This window comes from Agrobacterium sp. 33MFTa1.1 (genome assembly GCF_004328495.1).
Taxonomy (GTDB): domain Bacteria; phylum Pseudomonadota; class Alphaproteobacteria; order Rhizobiales; family Rhizobiaceae; genus Agrobacterium; species Agrobacterium pusense.
The window spans coordinates 873,452-891,984 of record NZ_CP036359.1; the positions used below are offsets into that span (position 1 = coordinate 873,452).

Below are 18,533 nucleotides of genomic sequence, written 5' to 3' on the forward strand. Positions count from 1 at the left end.
ACTCATTTTGTCTCATCTTTACCGGAACGTCGCCGCCGCAAGTTTCGGAAGCATGAACCGGAAGGCGATGCTGCGGGCGCCCTGAAACAAGAGAAGCGAAATCCACAGGCCGTCATTGCCATAAAGCGGCTGCAGGACTGCCCAGGCGGCGAAATAGATGATCAGGGATGCCACCATGAGGTTGCGCATTTGCCGAGACCAGGTGGACCCGATATAGACGCCGTCCATCTGAAACGCGATGATGCCGACAACAGGCAAAACCACCACGTAAATCAGGTAGGTATCGGCCAGTCTCGCAACGGCGTCGGAGGGCGCCGTCAGCGCAATCACCCAATCCCCCGCAGCCAGGAAGGCCAAGGAAACCAGCGCTGCAAAAATCAGGCCCCAGAATGTCGTCAGCTTGATCGTGCGGTCAAAGGCCGGCCGATAACGTGCACCGACAGCGCGGCCGGCAAGCTGTTCCGCCGCCGTAGCAACACCGTCAAGGAAGGCGACCCCGAAGAAATAAAAACGCAGCAGAATGGTGTTGGCGGCAAGCACGTCGATCCCGAGGAAGCCGCTCTGGCGTGTGAAGAAGGACAGGCCGATCAGCAATGCGAACGAGCGGATCATCATGTCGCCGTTGACCGCAAAGGATCGTCTGATCGCCGGTATATCAGGAAGCCGCCAGGAGGAGCGATCGGTCTTGGCCAGGATCAAAGCTGCGCCTGCCACGGCGGTCACGGCTTCTGCAACCAAAGTGGCGATCGCAACACCTTCCACTCCCCAGCCGAGCCCTATGACCCAATGAACGCTGAGGGCGGCATTCAGGCCATTCAGCAGCGTCTGGAGGATCATGCTCCACATGGCCTCACCGCGGCCAATGAGCCAGCCGAAGGCGACAAAATTGAAGAGAACGAAGGGGGCCGACCAGATTCGCCAGTGGAAATAGGTCGAGGCGGCTTCGGCGACAATCCCGTTCGCGCCCATAACGCTCATGCCGAGCGCACCGATCGGGCCCTGGAGCAGCAGCAACAACAGACCGGCCACCAGTGCGATGATAAGGCCGCTCAGCAACATCCGCTGTTCACCTACCCGGTCGCCGGCACCCATTGCCTGTGCCGTAAAGCCGGTGGTGGCACCGCGCAGAAAATTGAAGGTCACGAAGATGACATCGAAGATCACGGAGGCCAGCGCCACCCCGCCCACCAGCGCCTCGTTTCGCATATGCGCGATGACGCCCGTCGCCACAAGACCCACAAGCGGGGTCGACAGATAGGCGATCATCATTGGTATCGCGATTTTGAGGACATCGCGATGCGCGACGCCGAACGGGCGGACAGCTGCCTCGGTCCCAGTGATTGCCGTTGCCTTCACTTATTCTTTCCGATGTGGTTCACCCAACGTATGCATCAGCCGGTTCGCCCAGCCGAAGATGGCGATGGAATGGATGAGGTCGAGAATTTCAAGATCATCCAGACCGATTTCCCGCAAGTGATAAAATTGGTAGACCCCCACATTGTCTGGATGGGCGGTCAGATCGACACCGAAATTGAACAGCGCCTGCTCGAAATCAGGAAGGTCCGCATCCAGCCCGTTCTTGTATATTTCGTCCACGACCTCGGGCCGTTTCTCCAGCTGGATATAACGGTTGGCGTGAACAGCGGCGCAGTAAATGCAGTGATTGACGAAGGATGCCGCCAGCGCGCCGATCTCGCGCCCACCGCGTGACAATCCACCTTCACTATACATGATATCGTTGAAGAGCGGGGTGCGCTCGTTCAGCGCCTCCGCCTCGTTAGCGAGTACGAGGACATAGGCCGATACCTTGGTATTCGAAGGGGTGACCTTCAGGGCCGACAATTGCTCGGGGGTCGCGTTTGCAAGGTCCACAGGCTGGACGTAAGGATGCCAGTCAAGCGCATCGAGGGTGAATTCATGGACGGGCTGTGACATATCAATTGTCCCTCATCATCTTGAGGCCGGCAACGACCAGCACCTGATAATTCACATAGGCAATCAGGCCGGCGAGCGTGACGATATCGCGGTCGTCGAGACCAACGGCATAGAGTTTCTCAATGTTTTCCCGGGTCGCGTTCTTCGGCGTAAGGGTCACGAGATCGACGTGGTTCAGGATGGCTTGCAGGCGGGAATCCGCGTGCTGAAGGACCGATGACGGATCAGCGACTGATGCGTGGTCGGAGCCTCCCTCCTCCTCGGCAAGCCGCTCGATGTAGTGCGCATGAAGTTCTTTCGCCTTCCACAAAGCGGACATACGCGCGGCAAGTGCCGCCCGCAGGGCGTAGGAAAAGTTGCGTGGCTCTGCCGGCCGCAAAGCCGCAAGATAGCTGGTCTGCGTCAGGTGTTTGAGCTTAGACCGCCGCTCGCGGAGTTTCAGCAGATCGGAGCTTTCATCAAGGCCGAGGACGCGGTCGATCACGTCTTCTGGAGGTGTAGCTGTCATTGTTTTTTCAATCCTCGGAAAGAGCGTCATCCAGAAAGGTCAGGCGGTCCTGCCCCCAATAGAGCGTGTCGCGGTAAATCCAGGTGGGGGTTCCAAAGACACCGCGCGCCTGTGCTTCGGCGTGGCTGTCATGCCAGGCCGCCATGATCTCGGGCGTGTCTTCGAGCGCACGCAGCGCACGACCATCAAGACCCAGGCCGTTTGCCACGGCGATGCGAACGTCCGGATCGGTCACGTCCTGCTCCTCCGCCCACAGTGCCCGCAGAAGCGCATGACTGAGTTCCAGTGCAGGCAAACCCTGCCTGTCGGCCGCAATCACCATGCGCGCGGAAAACTCGTTGTTGGTGGGATAATATCTGGGCTTCAGCACCAACGGCATACTGAGACGCTTGCGCCAGCGCTCCAGTTCGACGGCGTGGTAGTCCTGCCGCGGCTGAGGTCTGGAACGAAGTGGAACACCACCGTTTTCGGTGACGATGCGGGTAGGGCGGACGACGACATCGAGATCGTGCTTTTCAATCAGCGCCTTGAACTGTGGCCAGCCCAGATAGGCCCAGGGCGAACTGAGCGCATGGTAATAATAAACGGTTTTTCTGCTCATCGCCTTAACCTCAGGCTGTCTTCTGCATGGTGGGGTCGGCATCCGCATCGGTCCATTCGGACCCATCGAGTTCAGGCTTTTCGTAAGCCTTCAGCGCCTCCCAGTGATGATCGATTTCGGCGATGAACAGCGAAGCGGCGATACCTCGCGCAAGCCAGAGCGCACCTTCGCTGATGGCCGGAATATCGCCGCTGACTTTGCCCAGACTGACCGATGAACCGTAATTGAAACAATGGATCTGCTGCAGCCAAGGGGCGGTACCCGGCTCTTTCTCGGTGAAAGAGAAGTCGTCTTGCAGCCAGGGGAATCGCCCAAGCCCAGGGTTTTCCTCACCTGGTGGCGGCGTGTAGCGGTCCTCCCAGCAGGCGATCTGCCCGTTGAACATTTCGAGTTCGGGACGACTGACGGGGTCGATTGAGAATCCCGTTCCCAAAATCACGAAATCGGTCCGAAAAACGCGGCCGTTGATTGTGGTGATCACAACCTCGCCGCCCTCTTCCTTCATCGATTGGATACCGCAGCCGAAATGGAAATAGGCGTTGGGATGTCGGCTCACCCTCAGCGTTGAATTGTGTGGCGCGGGGGTCTGCTGCTTGACGGAATAATCCATGAGACGCCAGCGCCACTCAGGGTCAATTTTCGCGAAGCCGGCGGTGACACCGTATGATCCGATGCCCATCAACTTGTTGATCGTCGGCATTGTCTTGCGTCTGGCAAGGAGACGCACTTCACCGGCCCCCTGCTCGAGCGCTTCCGCTGCATTGTCCACAGCGGACGCCCCTACCCCGATGACAACAACGCGTTTTCCCTTCAGACGCTGAAAATCAATCATGTCGGCGGAATGCGCCCAGCTGACGTGACGTTGCATGCCCTTCACAAAATCCGGGATCGTCGGTTCTCCCAGGCCATCACGGCCTGTTGCCATCACCAGTTTCCGCGTGATGATCGGGTCAGCCTTCCCGCCGTCGATCTCAAGCTCCAGAAGCCCATCGGGCCGTGGTATGACGCGGGTGACGTGGATGTTGTTTTCAACCGGGATCTCCATCACCTGCCGGTACCAGCTCAGATATTCCATCCACATCGGTCGCGGAATGCGGAAGAGTTCTTCCCAGGCCTCTTCGCCAAAGCGGGCGGTGTACCAAGCCCTGAAGGTGAGCGATGCCATACCGAGCGCTGGCCCGAGCAGGTTCTTCGGCGAGCGCAGGGTTTCCATGCGCGCGTAAGTCACCCAGGGCCCCTCTTCACCTTTTGCGGCGCGGTCCACAATCCGGATATTGGCGATCCCTGCCCTTGTCAGGGCATGCCAGGCGACGAGGCCGCACATGCCGCCGCCGATGATCACGACATCGCTGGCAAGCTGACCGTCTGAGGTCGAGACCGGTTTCGACCAGTTTGCTGCGGGATAATTGAGGTAGGACAAATCCTGCCTCACCCGGGCGTTGAGCGCAGCTAGTCTCTGCTGCTCGGTCCGGTCTTGCTGTTCTAAAGTCATCAGGTGATCTCCTGAAATTCACTATTGCCCATCGGCACCGACGGGCATGAGGATTAATCGGCGAGCACTACGGCGTCGCGATCGCGCCAACCCACCCAGACCGTCTCGCCATCAAGATGCGAGAGCGCCACCGGATCGAGCTGGGCCGACAGGAGTGCGCCGTTGTCGAGGCGGATCGTCAACGTCGTATGAGCGCCCTTGAACACGCGCCGCTCGATCTGGCCCTTGAGGGCAAAACGATCACTCGGCTGCTCGGGAAGACAGAACAGGGCTTCCGGACGCAGCGCGATCGTGACGTGGCTGCCAACCGCGTGATGGTGGCCGTTAAGATCGGCCCGGATCAGACTGCCCTGCCATTCAATTGTTGCAACATCGCCCTCGGCAGACACCAATCGGCCTTCGAGAAAGTTGCTCTGACCGATGAAGTCGGCGACGAAGCGGCTACGGGGGCGGGCATAGAGATCATCAGGCGCTCCCATCTGCTCGATCCGCCCCTTGTTCATCACCACCACGACGTCAGACATGGTCAGGGCCTCTTCCTGATCATGGGTGACGAAGATGAAGGTCTTGCCGGTCGTCTGCTGGATCGACTTCAACTCGATCTGCATCTCATGGCGCAGCTTGGCGTCGAGTGCCGATAGCGGCTCGTCGAGCAGCAAGACGTTCGGGTCCGGCGCCAGCGCCCGCATGAGGGCCACGCGCTGGCGCTGACCGCCCGACAGTTGCTCAGGCATCCGCCCGGCAAAATCCTGCAGCTTGACGAGACCGAGGAGTTCCATGACCCGGCGGTGGATGGACGCCGAATCCAGCCCCTTCAGTTCAAGTCCAAAGGCAATGTTGCGCTGGACTGACAGGTGCGGAAACAGGGCATAGTCCTGAAAGACGATATTGACGTTTCGCCTGTTGGGCGGCAGATGCGAGATCGGCTGCCCGTCGAGGTAGATTTCGCCGGAAGATGGCGTCTCGAACCCTCCGAGCATTCTCAGCGTCGTGGATTTGCCGCAACCGGAGGGGCCAAGCAGGGTAACGAATTGGCCCGGCGCGACCGCCAGGTCCAGATCATCGACAGCAAGAGAAGCGCCGTAAGACTTGTTGACGTTTTTAAAATGAACAACCGGCTGCATAACTCAGCTCCTCGAACGGCGGGTAAAGTGCTCGGCATAAAGGCCGACGGCGGCGGTGACGATGAGGACGATGGTCGCCATCGCATTGATCTCTGGCGACATACCGCCCTGGACTTTGGCGAAGATGAGCATCGGTAGCGTCGGCTTGTATCCACCCAGGAAGAAGGTGCGCACGAAATCGTCGATGCTGGTCAAAACACAGAAAATCATGCCGCCGATCAGGGCCGGCAGGATGTAGGGGACCGTAACGCGCATGAAGGCGATAAATGCGTCAGCCCCGAGGTCTCTTGCCGCATCCACGAGATTGGCGGGCATGGAACGCAGGCGCGTCAGCACCATGATCACGACAAACGGCACCGCATGGACGGTATGGGAGAGGATAATCGCGAAGGTGCCCGTGGGGATATCGACCATCCGGATGAATATCCGCATTGAGATGGCGTTGATGAGACCGGGAACGACGGCAGGCAGGCAGGCGAGCGCAAAGAGAATGGCCTTGCCGCGGATGCCCTCGGTCGAAATCAGCAGGGCAATCCACACACCGATGACGGTCGCTCCGATCGTGGTGGCAAACGCTATTCCGACCGAATAAAGCGAGGCTTCGATGAACTGCTTGTCCTGAAGTACCTTGCCATACCAGTCCAGGGTCCAGTTACTGATCGGAAAGGCGATGAAGTTTGCATCCTTGAAGCTCATCGCCATCATCAGGGCCAGCGGCAAAAGCAGATAGATAACGAAAACGGCATAACAGGCGCCAAGTGCCGTCTTCGGAAGGTCGTTTAAGGGAGACCGCATCATCATCTCCTACATCAGCCGGACAGAGCGACCGCCAACGACGCGCATGAAGAGACCAACCGTTGTCAGCGACACGGCGAGCATCAGCATGGCGAAGGCAGCGCCTTCAGGCCATTTGTCGTTGGAGGAGTGGAAGAGCGTTGCGATCACCTCCGGAAAGATGACGGCGTTCGGGCCACCTAGCAGCAGCGGAGCGGCGAAGACACCGACGGCGGTGAGGTAAACCAGGCTGCAGCCGGACACGATACCGTCTTTCGACAGCGGCAGGATAACGCGACGAAAGCGTTGGAAAGGGCTTGCGCCAAGATCGGCAGCGGCGTGCACCAGCTGTACCGGGATTTTTTCTATGGCTGAATAGAGTGGGAGCAGCATGTAGAGCGCCAGGAGGTAAATGACGCCGAAGCTCAATGAAAAGGACGTGTAGAGCATCGGGATGGGCCGATCGATGACGCCGATCTCGCGCAACAGGACGTTGACGGCTCCCCGATTGGCCAGAAGCATGATGACCGAGAAGGTACGGATCAGTTCTCCGGCCCAGAACGGGATGAGCAGGAGCAGCAGCGCCCGCATACGCTGCTTCGGCTGAAGCACCTTCGCCACGTAATAGGCAACCGGATAAACGATCACCAGGGTCGACACGGTAACGACGGCGGCAAATACGAGGCTGCGTATGAAGGGCAGCACGTAAATCGAATCCGAGAAGAACAGGGCATAGTTGGCGAGCGTATAGCGCGTGGCCTCGTTCGGTTGAGGCGGATAGTTGTCCGTGAAGCTGATATTGGCCATTTGCAGGATCGGCCCGACATGCAGGACGAAAAGCCATATCACGGGTATCCCGGCAAGGAGTGCAAGGCGCGCATGGCGACTGTCTGCCAGCCGGCCTATCGTGGTTCGGTAAAGGGCTGAGCCTGTCACCTTGCCAATCCATCCGGAATAATGCGCCGGGGCTGGCGCGCCTTCCTCTCGCAGTTCAGTCATTGTCGTGTTCACCATGATCGTTCCCAGCTCTGGACAAGCTTTTATTGGGGTCCTGCGAACCCGGCCGAGGTCGGGTTCGCATCGCAGCCGTAACTCAGGCAGCCTTGATTTCGGCAGCTGCCTTGTCGATCATCGCGTTCTTCATGGCCCGGTTGACCGAGCTGAAGAACTTGATGCGCTCCATCTGGTCCTGTGGAAGCGCCATGGCGGCCCGTTCGCGGTCGTTGAGCAGCTTGTCGACGCCATCAAAGGCCGAGGCGAAGCCCGACTGCCGAACCATGGCAGCCCCGATTTCCGGTGAGGCGAGAATGGCGTCCAGGAAGGCATAGGCAGCGTCCGCATTCGGACCGTTCTTCACCACGTTGAAGGAGTAGAGGAACCCGTAAGTGCCTTCCTTCGGAACGGATAGCTCGATGGGGTGACCGTCCATGATCAGCTTGGACGTCGGACCGGACCAGGCCTGCGCGACGTAGATGTCTTCATTCAGGAACATCTGCTGCACCTCGGAGCCCGCATCGTAGTATTTGCGAACCTTGTCCTTTTGGCTGATCAGGAAGTCGCGCGCCTTGTTGGTGGCTTCCTGGGCAACGGCTTCTTTGCCTTCATAGGTGACATAATCGCCGTCATTGCCTTGATACAGCATGGTGAGCGAAAGGAAGTCCGAAATGATGTAAGATGTCAGCCCCTTGTATTCGTCATCGAACATCATGCCCCAGCTGTCGGAAGGCTTGGTATAGTCCGTATTGCGAGCCAGACCTTCAAAGCCCGCCAGAAGCGGAACGCCGTAGGTGGAGCCGTTGATGGTGAGCTGCGGTGCGCCTTTGTAGGCTGCTGCCAGCTTGTCCCAATTCTTCAGTCGGCTGGTATCAAGCGGCGAAAGGAGGTTGGAACCGATGAACTGGGAGAGCCGGTGGCCGGTTACCGTCACGATATCGGTCGACGGTGTGGCGCCTTCAGCCGTCAGGATGTTATATTGCTTGCCCTGATCGTCCGTCAGACGGATGCGGATCTCGATCCCCGTGTCCTTCTGAAACTGGTCGATGAAAGATTGCGGCACGAACTTGTCGTAGGTCGTGATATTGACGACCTTGCCCTGCGCGTGGGCGGAGCGCATCAGGCTGGGCGCCGCCAGGATGCCAGAGCCGGCAGCGAGCAGCTTGAGGGCGGAACGACGGGTCGCTTTAAACTCTTTCATGGCAATCTCCTTGTTTTTGTTTGACCGGTTTGATGGGCAGAGCACTTGCATTTTTAGGGAACGTCGCCTTCGACGGTTCCCCCATAGGTGACATCCGCAACACGTCCTGATGCGCCAGGATCGTGAGCGGTGAAATCGGGCATGCGTGCGGAAGCAACACGGATGATGAGCTGGATCAGCTCCTGGGCAGTGGCCGACAGCGGGCGCGCTGTTGCCGAGAAGATGCCCCAAAGGAACGGGATGTCGACGTCGAGCGGTCGCACAGTCACGCCCGCGGTCAGGGGACCGTAAGCGGTTGCCGGTTCGACAATCGCGATCCCCATCCCGGTCGAAGCGATCTGCACCGCACTCATCGCCGCGCTCGTCGCTATGATCCGTCGTGCACGAACATTTGCCTCTTGCAGAGCCTTGTCCACCCGGCGACGCAGACGGAACGGATTTGCAAGCGTAATGACTGTCTGGCCGGCCAGGTCGGCAACGGAAATGACATCCTTGACGGCCAGCGGATCGTGAACGGACAGAACGGCTGCACAGCGGCCCTGGAAATAGCCATGCGCTTCGAGACCCGGTTGCTCGGCCGGAAGCGATGTCACACAGAAATCCGCAGTCCGTCCCAGCACCGCCTGGACCGCAGCCTCGGCCGGCATGCTTCTTAAAAAAACAGTGTGCGGCAGAAGCGCTTCGGGCAACTCCGCAAGCGCGAGCGGCACCATTCCGGTTGCAAACGCAGGGGTCGCCGCGATCTCCACCGGCTCCGGTTCCTTGAGACTGATGCGTTGGGCGCGGTTGCGCAGATGCTCGATGCCGCTGATGAAGCGCTCCGCTTCAGAATGAAAAGCGATCCCCTTGTCACTCGGCGTTATGCGCGGGCCATTGCGATCAAACAGCGGAAATCCAAGCGACGTTTCAAGGTCCTGGATAAGACGTGTGACCTGGGATTGCGAACGGTCAAGCAGGCGCGCAGCACCGGTGATGCTGCCTGCGGACATAACGGCAAGAAATGCCTCCAGTTCGCGTATCTCCATCGCTATCATGCATCCTTTGCATTATGACAAATTTAATGTGCATTAAACGCATGATGTCTGCTAGTGACAAAAGAGAATTTTTCGTTTGGGACGCGGAAGATGAAAAAGATGGCTTGCTGACTTCGAACTGTGCAGAAAATTAAGCCTCGGGGCGTGGCTATTGCTCGTGCAGCACATGCATTTACTGGAAGGAGCCAGAATTTGCTGAGGGCGTAGGCAGGCGCGCGGATAAATGAGGCAGGGGAACCGCAAACACAGCCTCTGGCGCGCCAGAAAAAATGATGCATTTGCGCAACGATCGGCAGGCAATGTACAGAACCGGTTTGTGTTCTACGCGAAAGATAGAGACCAGAGGGTGGCGCCATGTCCACTCCTACAACCGAAAGGACAGATGACATGCGGATAGCCATTCTCGGTGCGGGTTCGATTGCTTATGGCATGGCGGCTTTCCTCGCCAATGCGGGGCATCATCCGTGCCTATGGTCGCCCTCCGGCCGCAGTGCCAAGCCGTTGTCGGAAGGCGAACCGCTCGTCGCTACCGGTGCGTTGGACTTCGTCGGTCCGGTCGAGGTCGCGGCAACCTGCGAGACCGCCATTGCGGATGCAGATGCGGTCATCATTGCAATGCCCGCAAACGGTCATCGTGCCGCCATCGACGCGGCGCTGCCGCATTTGCGGTCGGGACTGCCCGTCATCATCAGCTCCCATAGCTCCTTTGGAGCGCTCTATCTGTCGAAGCGGCTTTCCGAACGACAGCTCCGTCTGCCGATCATTGCTTGGGGGACCACGCTTCTGACGGCCCGCCGCCAAACCGACGGGCGCAGCGTCGTCGTCAACACCATCCGCCAGAAGGTGGACTTTGCCACCCTGCCGAAGTCGGCAGCCGCTGAGGGTCGGGGCCTGTGCACTGAACTCTTCGGTGATCGCTTCGTCGAACGTGACGGTTTGCTTGCCATCGCGCTCTCAAACCTCAATCCTCAAAATCATCTCGGGATCGCATTGCTCAACCTGACACGGATGGAAAAGGCGGAGAGCTGGGGACAGGGCGAACATGTCACACCGGCGGTCGGTCAGTTGATTGAGGCGCTCGACGCCGAGCGACTGTCAATTGCCGAGAGCTTCGGGCTGGAGGTTAAAACAGTTCGCGAACACTTTTCTCTCTCCTTCCACGTGCCCCTCGCCTCTGTTTCCGAAATGAACCAGCAGATGCATCGTGAAGGACGAGGCGGAATGGGCCCTTCCTCCATCGAAAGCCGCTACATTTTCGAAGATGTGCCGTTCGGTCTACTGCCAACCGTGCTTCTCGGCCGCATAGTCAACCGGCCTGCGATCCTGCACGAAGCAGGCGTTCGCATCTTTACCGCATCGGTCGCACACAATCTGGAGGCAGACAATGACCTGCTGCCGGAGCTTTCACTTGATCATCTCGGTCCGAGCGAGCTGCGGGAGCTTTGCGAGAGCGGATTTTAACGGAGCAGAGGAGCCGCCCGTGATCCCGAGCGGCAGGAGCCGAGGGCCTTTCAGCGGGCCTTTGGCAATCCACAGATCCTGAGAGAGATCGGCTTCCTGCAACGGCGGGCTGGCACGCGAACCGCAGTCCTGGATCGATTACATGAGCAGCTGGGCAGGCTCAGTCATCGTTACGGCATAGCTAAGTGAGCGCTTTCCGTCATGGCTGTAATTGGCCCGACGCGGATGTTGCCGGTTATTCACGAGGCCACAACTCTATTGCGTCCTTGTGCCTTGGCGAGCAGAAGGGCCGCATCGGCCCGTGCCAGCAGCGTGTCCAGCGGCCCGGCCTCCGGCGAGGTTGCCACACCCACGGAAATTGTTACGGTTCCAAGAAGTTTCCCAGCATGGGAGATGGCTGTAGCACTTACTGCCGTTCTGACTTTTTCGGCCAAGCCAGCAGCGTCGCCCTTGAGCATCCCCGGCAAGAGCGCGGTAAATTCCTCTCCCCCATAACGGTAAGCCTCACCGTGATCGCCCAGCGTGTCACGAAGCGTTCGGCCCACATACTGCATGACCTTGTCGCCGGCATCATGACCATATTCGTCATTAAAGCGCTTGAAGTGGTCGATATCGATCATCAGGCAGGCAAGTGGTGTCTTTAATTCGTCGCTCGCGAAACGTTGCACCCTTTCATCCAGATGCCGGCGATTGAACAACCCGGTCAAAGGGTCTTCGATAGCCATCAGCGTCAACTTCTCACGCAGCTGCAGATTGGCGATAGCAAGCCCGACATTTTCGGCAATCAGTTCGAGATAAAGCCGTGACGCATCGAGGTGCAGCGCCTGCCCTTCTTTTTCTTCCAGGTAAAAAAGCCCGATCATGTCGCCTTGCGCGGTCAACGGGACGCAAAGAGCGATAGCATCCGGATCATCCAGATGCTGACACGGCACATCGGTGTCGGAGAACCCGTTGGCGTGCGCCCGCCCGCGGCGCATCCCCCAGCACGCAGACGCAGGAAAACTGTCTCCGGCATTGTCAGGCGCTAGCCAGTCCGAACTGCGGTTGAGGATATTCTTGCTTTCGTTCAGGATATAAAGGCCGCCGGCAATGCCGGGAAAGATTTGCGGCGCAAAGCGCGCGACGATGCTGGCGAGCTCCCCCTGGTTCTGGCAGGCCTGCAGGCGGTGCATCATCTGCAGGATGAGGTCCTTGGTCTGTTGGTCTGCCCGTCGTTCCGCGTCGAGCCGATCGCGCTCGATGCCGCTCGCCCGGAAGATTTCAATCGCGGTGTTCATCTCGCCGATCTCGTCCCGGCGACTGTCGGGCAGCACCTCGACGGAATAATCCTGCTTTGCAAGCCGATCGATGATCCCGCTCATTCGCACCAATGGCATGGCGATCCGGCGTCTCAGGATGAAATAGAGCACCGCCAAGAATAGCCCCCCCGTCAGCCCCAGCATGATCTTGGCGATCACGCTCCACCAGTCGCTACGCGCTCGCGCCGCGGCCAACTGCGATCCGGTTCTTGCGGCTGTCAAATCGCGAAAATGCGCGACAGTCGCCAGAAGATCCTCTTGCAGTCTTTCATGCTCGGGGCCGAACAACGTGGACTGGGCAGCGCTCCTCTCACCGCGCTGAAATGCTTCGACCGCCGCGATCTCGAACTTGTCGAGTGCGTCCGCATCCGTTTCGATCTTTCGCAGCGCATCGACCTCGGCCTTCGGCAGCGCCTTCGACAAGAGCTGGTCAACTGCGGCTTCCCGGCTTCGCTCGCTTCCATCTTCGGCCCGGAACGCGTTGAGATGACGTTCTTCGCCACGCATAACAAACAGCCTAGCCTCGTCGGACCGGACCTCTGCGCCAAGTGCGAGGTCTTCCGCCAGACTATCCAGCGTCAGATGCTCTTCCACCGCGACACGCTCTTCGACGGCGCTGCGAGACGACATGATGAAGGCCGCGCCAGACAAAGCCGTCAAGACGACTGTCACTCCGTAAGCCCAGTTGGTGATCGCGCTTATTCTCATTCTCTAATACTACACACCGCTGCTTGCGGGAGGATTAAGACGCCGGTTGCGATTGCATGGTGCCTGCTCGACATTGCCGGCGCCGGCAGGCCCAGAGTTCAGCAAGCTGGCTGAAGTTGACTGGACAGTCAACGAGAGCGCCACGGAAATCATTCATTCCGTCCCGCGCGGAGATCGAGGTTCCAAATGATGTCCGGCATTCGCCGAAGCATTGGTCACACTGAACAATTGCGGCTATGTTATTGTGGCAGATCACGGGAGGCGGCCTTCGAGGGCCGGTGATTGATGGGTTTTACGGACCACGTTAAGGAAATCGAGCGGGTCGGACAGGGAACCAACACGGGCCGCGACGCCGTTGTCCTGGAGTCCTGGCGGCGCTGTCTGGACGCCTACCAGCTCGATCCGGCGCAGGCGCGCGAGGCAGTGATCGTTTCGGAAACACGGCTGCGGGAACACCGTCAGCAGGCGGAAGATCTGGTACACATCGCCCGCTCCGGCCTGGAGCGGCTCTACCGGCAGGTTGCCGAACAGAATTATGTGTTGCTGTTGTCGGATCGGCTTGGTGTCACCGTTGAATTCCTGGGTGACCCCTCCTTCAACAACAATCTGCGCAAAGCGGGGCTCTATCTCGGTTCCGAGTGGTCCGAGCCCCGGGCCGGCACCTGCGCGGTGGGCGCCTGCATTGCCACGGGCGAGGCCCTGACGATCCACCAGACCGACCATTTTGACATCACCCACACACCCCTGTCCTGCACGGCAGCCCCTATCTATGATACGCAAGGATCATTGGCGGCCGTTCTCGACATTTCACTCCTCAGTTCGCCAATCCTGAAAGCCAGCCAGAACATGGCGCGTCATCTCGTCTCGTCGACGGTGCGGCGGATTGAGCTTGCCAATCTCATGGCAAACAGCCGTCACGATCTGGTCCTGCGCTTTGCGGGAGCGCCGGAGTTTCTCGACGTCGATCCGGAAGCGGCGATATCCGTAGACGGTGCGGGGCGCATCACCGGCATGACCCACGGCGGCGCCCGGCTTCTTGCCGCGTCGCGCGGTCTCGACTGGCGCACGCCCGAGCTTCTGATCGGCCAGCCCGTTACGGACTTCTTCCATGCGGGGCTCGACGAGTTAGCCTCGCTGACCCGGGCCAGCCTGCCCCAGGAACGGCGGATCGCCGTTCGAGACGGCTCGCTGCTCTTTGCCCATGCCATAGAACCGCAGCAACGCACAGGCAACGTGCCCTCTGCCCGCACTTCCGGCCGATCGCCGGCGATCAACAGGCTCGGCGGCAATGTGCCGGCGATCGACGACCTCAGGCGCAAGGTAGTCAAACTTGCACCCAGCAGACTGCCGATATTGCTGCAGGGAGAGACCGGGACGGGCAAGGAATATCTTGCCCGCATCATTCATGAGATGAGTGGGCTTTCTGGCCGCTTCGTGGCAGTCAATTGCGCGGCCATTCCGGAGCAGCTGATCGAGAGTGAACTTTTCGGTTACGTCCCGGGGGCTTTTACCGGGGCGCTGGCCAAGGGGAAAAAGGGCTTGATTGAGGAGGCCAAGGGCGGAACGCTGTTCCTCGACGAGATCGGCGACATGTCCTATGCCGCCCAGAGCCGGTTGCTCAGGGTTCTCGCCGAGGGCGAGGTGCTTCCCGTCGGCGGCTCGGTCGCGCGCAAGGTCGGTTTCCGTGTCGTCTCCGCTTCGCATCGATCGCTGGCCAACATGGTCGCGGCAGGCGGGTTCCGCGAAGACCTCTATTATCGGCTCAACGCCGCCGTCCTGTCGCTACAGCCGCTCCATGAACGCGAGGATCTGCCGTGGCTCCTCGAGCAGCTGCTCCATAAACACAATACGAAGGACGGCCACCTGACGTTATCGGGCGCAGCGAGGCTGCTGCTTCTCAACCATCGCTGGCCAGGCAATATCCGCGAACTCGACAATGCCATCGCCTTTGCCGCAGCACTGTGCGACGATGGTGTGATCGAGATCACGGACCTGCCGGATCATTTGTCGCAGCCTGCCAGCGTGCGCATCGGCGACAGCGTCGAAGCAGACCTGCGTGCCGTCCTCACGAGTTGCAAGGGCAACGTCTCCGAAGCCGCCCGCCGTCTTGGTATCGATCGCACAACGCTCCATCGCCGGATGAGGCGGTTCGGTATAGAGCGTCCGCACTGAGCCATTCATTGCGGCATCCGCCACACCTGTTGCGCCACAGCTGTGGCGCAATCGTCGTCACCTTCCCTGAAAACGCTGTGATTTCCAGCCCTCTCGACGGTCGGCTCGGCTGGCACGGCGGTTGCTCCTCCTGATGGCATGAAAAGCAGCCTTAAGGAGGAAACATGCGCGCCCTCAGATTTCACGCCGCAAAGGACTTGCGGCTCGAGGACATTCCCGAGCCGAAACAGGCGGGACCGGGCCAGGTCATCGTCCGCAACCGCTTCGTCGGAATTTGCGGAACGGATCTTCACGAATACAGCTATGGCCCGATCTTCATCCCGACCGAGCCGCATCCGTTTACCGGCGCCCACGGCCCGCAGGTCCTCGGCCACGAGTTCGGTGGCGTTGTCGAAGCCATCGGTGAAGGCGTGACCTCGGTCGCCATCGGCGACCGCGTCTCGATCCAGCCTCTCGTCATGCCGCGCTCCGGCGACTACTTCGCGGACCGCGGCCTTTTCCATCTCAGCCCGCAACTCGCACTCGTGGGTCTCAGCTGGAATAGCGGAGGCATGGCTGAAGCCGCGCTGGTTCACGAATATAATGTCCAGAAGATCCCAGACGAGATGACCGATGAAGAGGCCGCACTCGTCGAGCCGACGGCGGTTGCCGTCTATGCCTGCGACCGTGGCGGCGTCACCGCCGGTAACAGCGTTCTCGTTACGGGTGCCGGCCCGATCGGCATGCTGACGCTGCTGGCGGCCCGAGCGGCCGGTGCCACCAAGCTGTTCGTCTCGGACCTGAACGATGCCCGCCTCGAGCTTGCCAAGAAAGTCCTGCCCGACCTTGTCGCCATCAATCCGAAGCGCGAGAAGGTTGGCGATGTCGTCCGCGCCCAGACCGAGGGCCAGGTGGGATGCGACGTTGCGATCGAATGCGTCGGCAACGAACACGCCCTGAAGGCATGCGTGGATGCTGTGCGCAAGCAGGGCGTCGTCGTTCAGACAGGTCTGCATCCGCATGAGAATCCGATCGACTGGTTCCAGGTCACGTTCCGCGATCTCGAGGTCAAAGGCTCGTGGGCCTATCCGACCCATTACTGGCCGCGTGTCATCAGCCTGATCTCATCCGGCCTCCTGCCGGCAACGAAGATTGTCACCAAGCGCGTCACGCTTGAAACGGCCGTGAAAGAGGGCTTCGACGCCCTCCTCGATCCGGCTGGCACCCACCTGAAGATCCTGATCGATCTCTCGAAATAAGCATCTCGGCCAAGGCCTGAAGGGAGAGGAGCCCTGAAGGCGGCGGTTTGGAGGCTTTGACGGAACGCCCGGCAGCGGCGTTCCGTGACCCTCACCAAGCAATCATGGAGGAGAATAAATGCTCGATATCAGCCCCGGAACCAAGATCGACACGGCCCTTGCGAAGCTCGAAGGAGCGCTGGCGAAAGGCGACGTGGACGCCGCCGCCAACCTGTTTCAGGCGGATTGCTACTGGCGAGATCTGGTGACCTTTACCTGGAACCTGAAGACCCTCGAAGGCCGCGAGCAGGTCCGCGACATGCTTTCCAGCCAGCTTGCCGCAACCAAACCGTCCAACTTTGTGCAGGACACCAGGGAGGCCGCCTCCGAAGCGGGCGGCGTTACCGAAGGCTGGTTCGAATTCGAAACGGGGGTTGCCCGCGGCTATGGCCATATCCGTTTGAAGGATGGTCTGATCTGGACCCTCTTGACCACCATGACCGAACTGAAGGGCCATGAGGAGCCGAAGGGCTTCCGCCGCCCGAGGGGGGCGGAGCACGGCCATGACAGAAACCGCACGACCTGGAAGGAAAAGCGCGAAAGCGAGGCGGCGGAACTCGGTTACACGTCCCAGCCCTATGTCGTCATCATCGGTGGCGGCCAAGGCGGCATCGCGCTCGGCGCACGCCTTCGCCAGCTCGGCGTTCCGACGATCATCATAGAGAAGAACGAGCGGCCCGGTGACAGCTGGCGCAAACGCTACAAGTCACTCTGCCTGCACGACCCTGTGTGGTACGACCACCTTCCTTACATTCCCTTCCCGGAAAACTGGCCGGTATTCACCCCAAAAGACAAGGTGGGCGACTGGCTGGAAATGTACACCAAGGTGATGGAACTGAATTACTGGGGCTCCACGACCTGCAAATCCGCCCAATACGACGAGAAGACCGGCGAATGGACCGTCGTCGTCGATCGCGACGGCAGAGAGGTCGTCCTCAAGCCGAAGCAGCTCGTGCTGGCAACCGGCATGTCGGGCAAGGCCAATGTGCCGAAAATCCCCGGTCAGGACATTTTCAAGGGCGAGCAGCAGCATTCTTCCCAGCATCCGGGTCCGGATGCCTATGCCGGCAAGAAGGTGGTCGTCATCGGCTCCAACAACTCGGCCCACGATATCTGCGCAGCGCTCTGGGAAGCCGGCGCCGATGTCACCATGCTGCAGCGCTCGTCTACCCATATCGTCAAGTCGGACTCGCTGATGGAGATCGGCCTTGGCGATCTTTATTCCGAGCGGGCGGTTCAGGGCGGCATGACGACGCGCAAGGCCGACCTGATCTTTGCGTCGCTGCCCTACCGGATCATGCATGAGTTCCAGATCCCGATCTACAACAGGATTCGGGAAAGGGATGCCGAGTTTTACCAAGCGCTCGAAAAGGCCGGTTTCATGCTCGACTTCGGCGACGACGATTCGGGCCTGTTCATGAAATACCTCCGGAGGGGATCGGGATATTACATCGACGTGGGGGCCTGCGATCTGGTCATCGACGGTTCGATCAAACTGAAGTCTGGCGTCGACGTCTCGCATCTGACAGAGAACGCAGTCGTCCTGAAGGATGGGACGGAGCTGCCGGCTGACCTCGTGGTCTACGCCACCGGCTACGGTTCAATGAACGGCTGGGCCGCCGATCTCATCTCGCGCGACGTGGCGGACAAGGTCGGAAAATGCTGGGGCCTCGGCTCCAACACCACCAAGGATCCAGGCCCCTGGGAAGGCGAGCAGCGCAACATGTGGAAACCGACACAGCAGGAAGCGCTGTGGTTTCACGGCGGCAACCTGCATCAGTCACGCCATTACTCCCAATATCTGTCGCTGCAGTTGAAAGCCCGCCAAGTGGGCATCGAGACACCCATATACGGAATGACCAAGCCGCATCACCTGGCCTAAGCACAAAAAGAGCGTCGGCTTTACTGGCGCTCTTTTTGTAAGCATCCTCCGTTGTTGAGTTAAATGGCCGGCC

The 18,533-nt window shown here is 59.7% G+C and carries 15 protein-coding genes; 4 read left to right on the forward strand and 11 right to left on the reverse strand.

Annotated features, from left to right (window positions below; all coding sequences use genetic code 11):
• Positions 1-18 precede the first annotated feature (18 nt).
• The 10 genes from EYD00_RS17830 to EYD00_RS17875 form a co-directional block, all read right to left on the reverse strand.
• A complete protein-coding gene (locus tag EYD00_RS17830; protein ID WP_006697836.1) occupies positions 19-1,356 on the reverse strand; it encodes an MATE family efflux transporter in 1,338 nt (445 codons plus the stop codon).
• Positions 1,357-1,935: a peroxidase-related enzyme gene (locus tag EYD00_RS17835; RefSeq protein WP_004445999.1), complete on the reverse strand. Its 579-nt coding sequence runs from the start codon at positions 1,933-1,935 to the stop codon at positions 1,357-1,359.
• Between the two features lies 1 nt (position 1,936).
• Entirely contained in the window at positions 1,937-2,443 is a 507-nt protein-coding gene (locus EYD00_RS17840; RefSeq protein WP_004446001.1) for a CMD domain-containing protein, read from the reverse strand.
• 7 nt (positions 2,444-2,450) lie between these two features.
• Positions 2,451-3,044 carry a 2-hydroxychromene-2-carboxylate isomerase gene (locus EYD00_RS17845; protein WP_004446002.1) on the reverse strand — a complete coding sequence of 198 codons (594 nt, stop codon included), beginning with the start codon at positions 3,042-3,044 and terminating at the stop codon, positions 2,451-2,453.
• Between the two features lie 10 nt (positions 3,045-3,054).
• Complete coding sequence (locus tag EYD00_RS17850) at positions 3,055-4,536, reverse strand: NAD(P)-binding domain-containing protein (protein ID WP_034497465.1); 1,482 nt, start codon at positions 4,534-4,536, stop codon at positions 3,055-3,057.
• 53 nt (positions 4,537-4,589) lie between these two features.
• Entirely contained in the window at positions 4,590-5,660 is a 1,071-nt protein-coding gene (locus tag EYD00_RS17855) for an ABC transporter ATP-binding protein (protein ID WP_034497468.1), read from the reverse strand.
• Positions 5,661-5,663: 3 nt separating this feature from the next.
• Positions 5,664-6,455, reverse strand: coding sequence for an ABC transporter permease (locus EYD00_RS17860; RefSeq protein ID WP_034497471.1), 792 nt, complete (start codon positions 6,453-6,455; stop codon positions 5,664-5,666).
• A gap of 9 nt (positions 6,456-6,464) precedes the next feature.
• On the reverse strand, positions 6,465-7,448 hold the full coding sequence (locus EYD00_RS17865) for an ABC transporter permease (RefSeq protein WP_004446007.1): 984 nt from the start codon (positions 7,446-7,448) through the stop codon (positions 6,465-6,467).
• A gap of 79 nt (positions 7,449-7,527) precedes the next feature.
• The gene (locus EYD00_RS17870; RefSeq protein ID WP_034497474.1) at positions 7,528-8,628 is read right to left on the reverse strand and encodes an extracellular solute-binding protein; all 1,101 of its coding nucleotides are present in this window, start codon (positions 8,626-8,628) and stop codon (positions 7,528-7,530) included.
• 53 nt (positions 8,629-8,681) lie between these two features.
• Positions 8,682-9,662 carry a LysR family transcriptional regulator gene (locus EYD00_RS17875; RefSeq protein WP_034497477.1) on the reverse strand — a complete coding sequence of 327 codons (981 nt, stop codon included), beginning with the start codon at positions 9,660-9,662 and terminating at the stop codon, positions 8,682-8,684.
• A gap of 387 nt (positions 9,663-10,049) precedes the next feature.
• On the opposite strand from EYD00_RS17875, the gene EYD00_RS17880 reads away from it, so the two are divergent.
• On the forward strand, positions 10,050-11,123 hold the full coding sequence (locus EYD00_RS17880) for an NAD/NADP octopine/nopaline dehydrogenase family protein (protein ID WP_034497479.1): 1,074 nt from the start codon (positions 10,050-10,052) through the stop codon (positions 11,121-11,123).
• A 239-nt stretch (positions 11,124-11,362) separates the two neighbouring features.
• Here the strand turns inward: EYD00_RS17880 and EYD00_RS17885 are convergent, their stop codons facing one another.
• On the reverse strand, positions 11,363-13,129 hold the full coding sequence (locus EYD00_RS17885) for a diguanylate cyclase (RefSeq protein WP_034497481.1): 1,767 nt from the start codon (positions 13,127-13,129) through the stop codon (positions 11,363-11,365).
• 285 nt (positions 13,130-13,414) lie between these two features.
• Here EYD00_RS17885 and EYD00_RS17890 point away from each other — a divergent pair, with 285 nt between their 5' ends.
• From EYD00_RS17890 to EYD00_RS17900, 3 genes are all read left to right on the forward strand, one after another.
• Positions 13,415-15,301 (forward strand): sigma-54-dependent Fis family transcriptional regulator, encoded by a 1,887-nt coding sequence (locus EYD00_RS17890; protein WP_034497483.1) that lies wholly within the window; start codon positions 13,415-13,417, stop codon positions 15,299-15,301.
• Between the two features lie 164 nt (positions 15,302-15,465).
• Positions 15,466-16,539 carry a 2,3-butanediol dehydrogenase gene (locus EYD00_RS17895; RefSeq protein WP_034497485.1) on the forward strand — a complete coding sequence of 358 codons (1,074 nt, stop codon included), beginning with the start codon at positions 15,466-15,468 and terminating at the stop codon, positions 16,537-16,539.
• Positions 16,540-16,657: 118 nt separating this feature from the next.
• Positions 16,658-18,460: an NAD(P)/FAD-dependent oxidoreductase gene (locus EYD00_RS17900; RefSeq protein ID WP_034497486.1), complete on the forward strand. Its 1,803-nt coding sequence runs from the start codon at positions 16,658-16,660 to the stop codon at positions 18,458-18,460.
• Positions 18,461-18,533 lie beyond the last annotated feature (73 nt).

What these genes read in the sequence shown, in the direction of transcription:
- EYD00_RS17835 (WP_004445999.1), bottom strand. Translation starts at nt 1,935, where the DNA reads ATGTCACAGCCCGTCCATGAATTCACCCTCGATGCGCTTGACTGGCAT.
- EYD00_RS17840 (WP_004446001.1), bottom strand. Translation starts at nt 2,443, where the DNA reads ATGACAGCTACACCTCCAGAAGACGTGATCGACCGCGTCCTCGGCCTT.
- EYD00_RS17845 (WP_004446002.1), bottom strand. Translation starts at nt 3,044, where the DNA reads ATGAGCAGAAAAACCGTTTATTATTACCATGCGCTCAGTTCGCCCTGG.
- EYD00_RS17850 (WP_034497465.1), bottom strand. Translation starts at nt 4,536, where the DNA reads ATGACTTTAGAACAGCAAGACCGGACCGAGCAGCAGAGACTAGCTGCG.
- EYD00_RS17855 (WP_034497468.1), bottom strand. Translation starts at nt 5,660, where the DNA reads ATGCAGCCGGTTGTTCATTTTAAAAACGTCAACAAGTCTTACGGCGCT.
- EYD00_RS17860 (WP_034497471.1), bottom strand. Translation starts at nt 6,455, where the DNA reads ATGCGGTCTCCCTTAAACGACCTTCCGAAGACGGCACTTGGCGCCTGT.
- EYD00_RS17865 (WP_004446007.1), bottom strand. Translation starts at nt 7,448, where the DNA reads ATGGTGAACACGACAATGACTGAACTGCGAGAGGAAGGCGCGCCAGCC.
- EYD00_RS17870 (WP_034497474.1), bottom strand. Translation starts at nt 8,628, where the DNA reads ATGAAAGAGTTTAAAGCGACCCGTCGTTCCGCCCTCAAGCTGCTCGCT.
- EYD00_RS17875 (WP_034497477.1), bottom strand. Translation starts at nt 9,662, where the DNA reads ATGATAGCGATGGAGATACGCGAACTGGAGGCATTTCTTGCCGTTATG.
- EYD00_RS17880 (WP_034497479.1), top strand. Translation starts at nt 10,050, where the DNA reads ATGCGGATAGCCATTCTCGGTGCGGGTTCGATTGCTTATGGCATGGCG.
- EYD00_RS17885 (WP_034497481.1), bottom strand. Translation starts at nt 13,129, where the DNA reads ATGAGAATAAGCGCGATCACCAACTGGGCTTACGGAGTGACAGTCGTC.
- EYD00_RS17890 (WP_034497483.1), top strand. Translation starts at nt 13,415, where the DNA reads ATGGGTTTTACGGACCACGTTAAGGAAATCGAGCGGGTCGGACAGGGA.
- EYD00_RS17895 (WP_034497485.1), top strand. Translation starts at nt 15,466, where the DNA reads ATGCGCGCCCTCAGATTTCACGCCGCAAAGGACTTGCGGCTCGAGGAC.
- EYD00_RS17900 (WP_034497486.1), top strand. Translation starts at nt 16,658, where the DNA reads ATGCTCGATATCAGCCCCGGAACCAAGATCGACACGGCCCTTGCGAAG.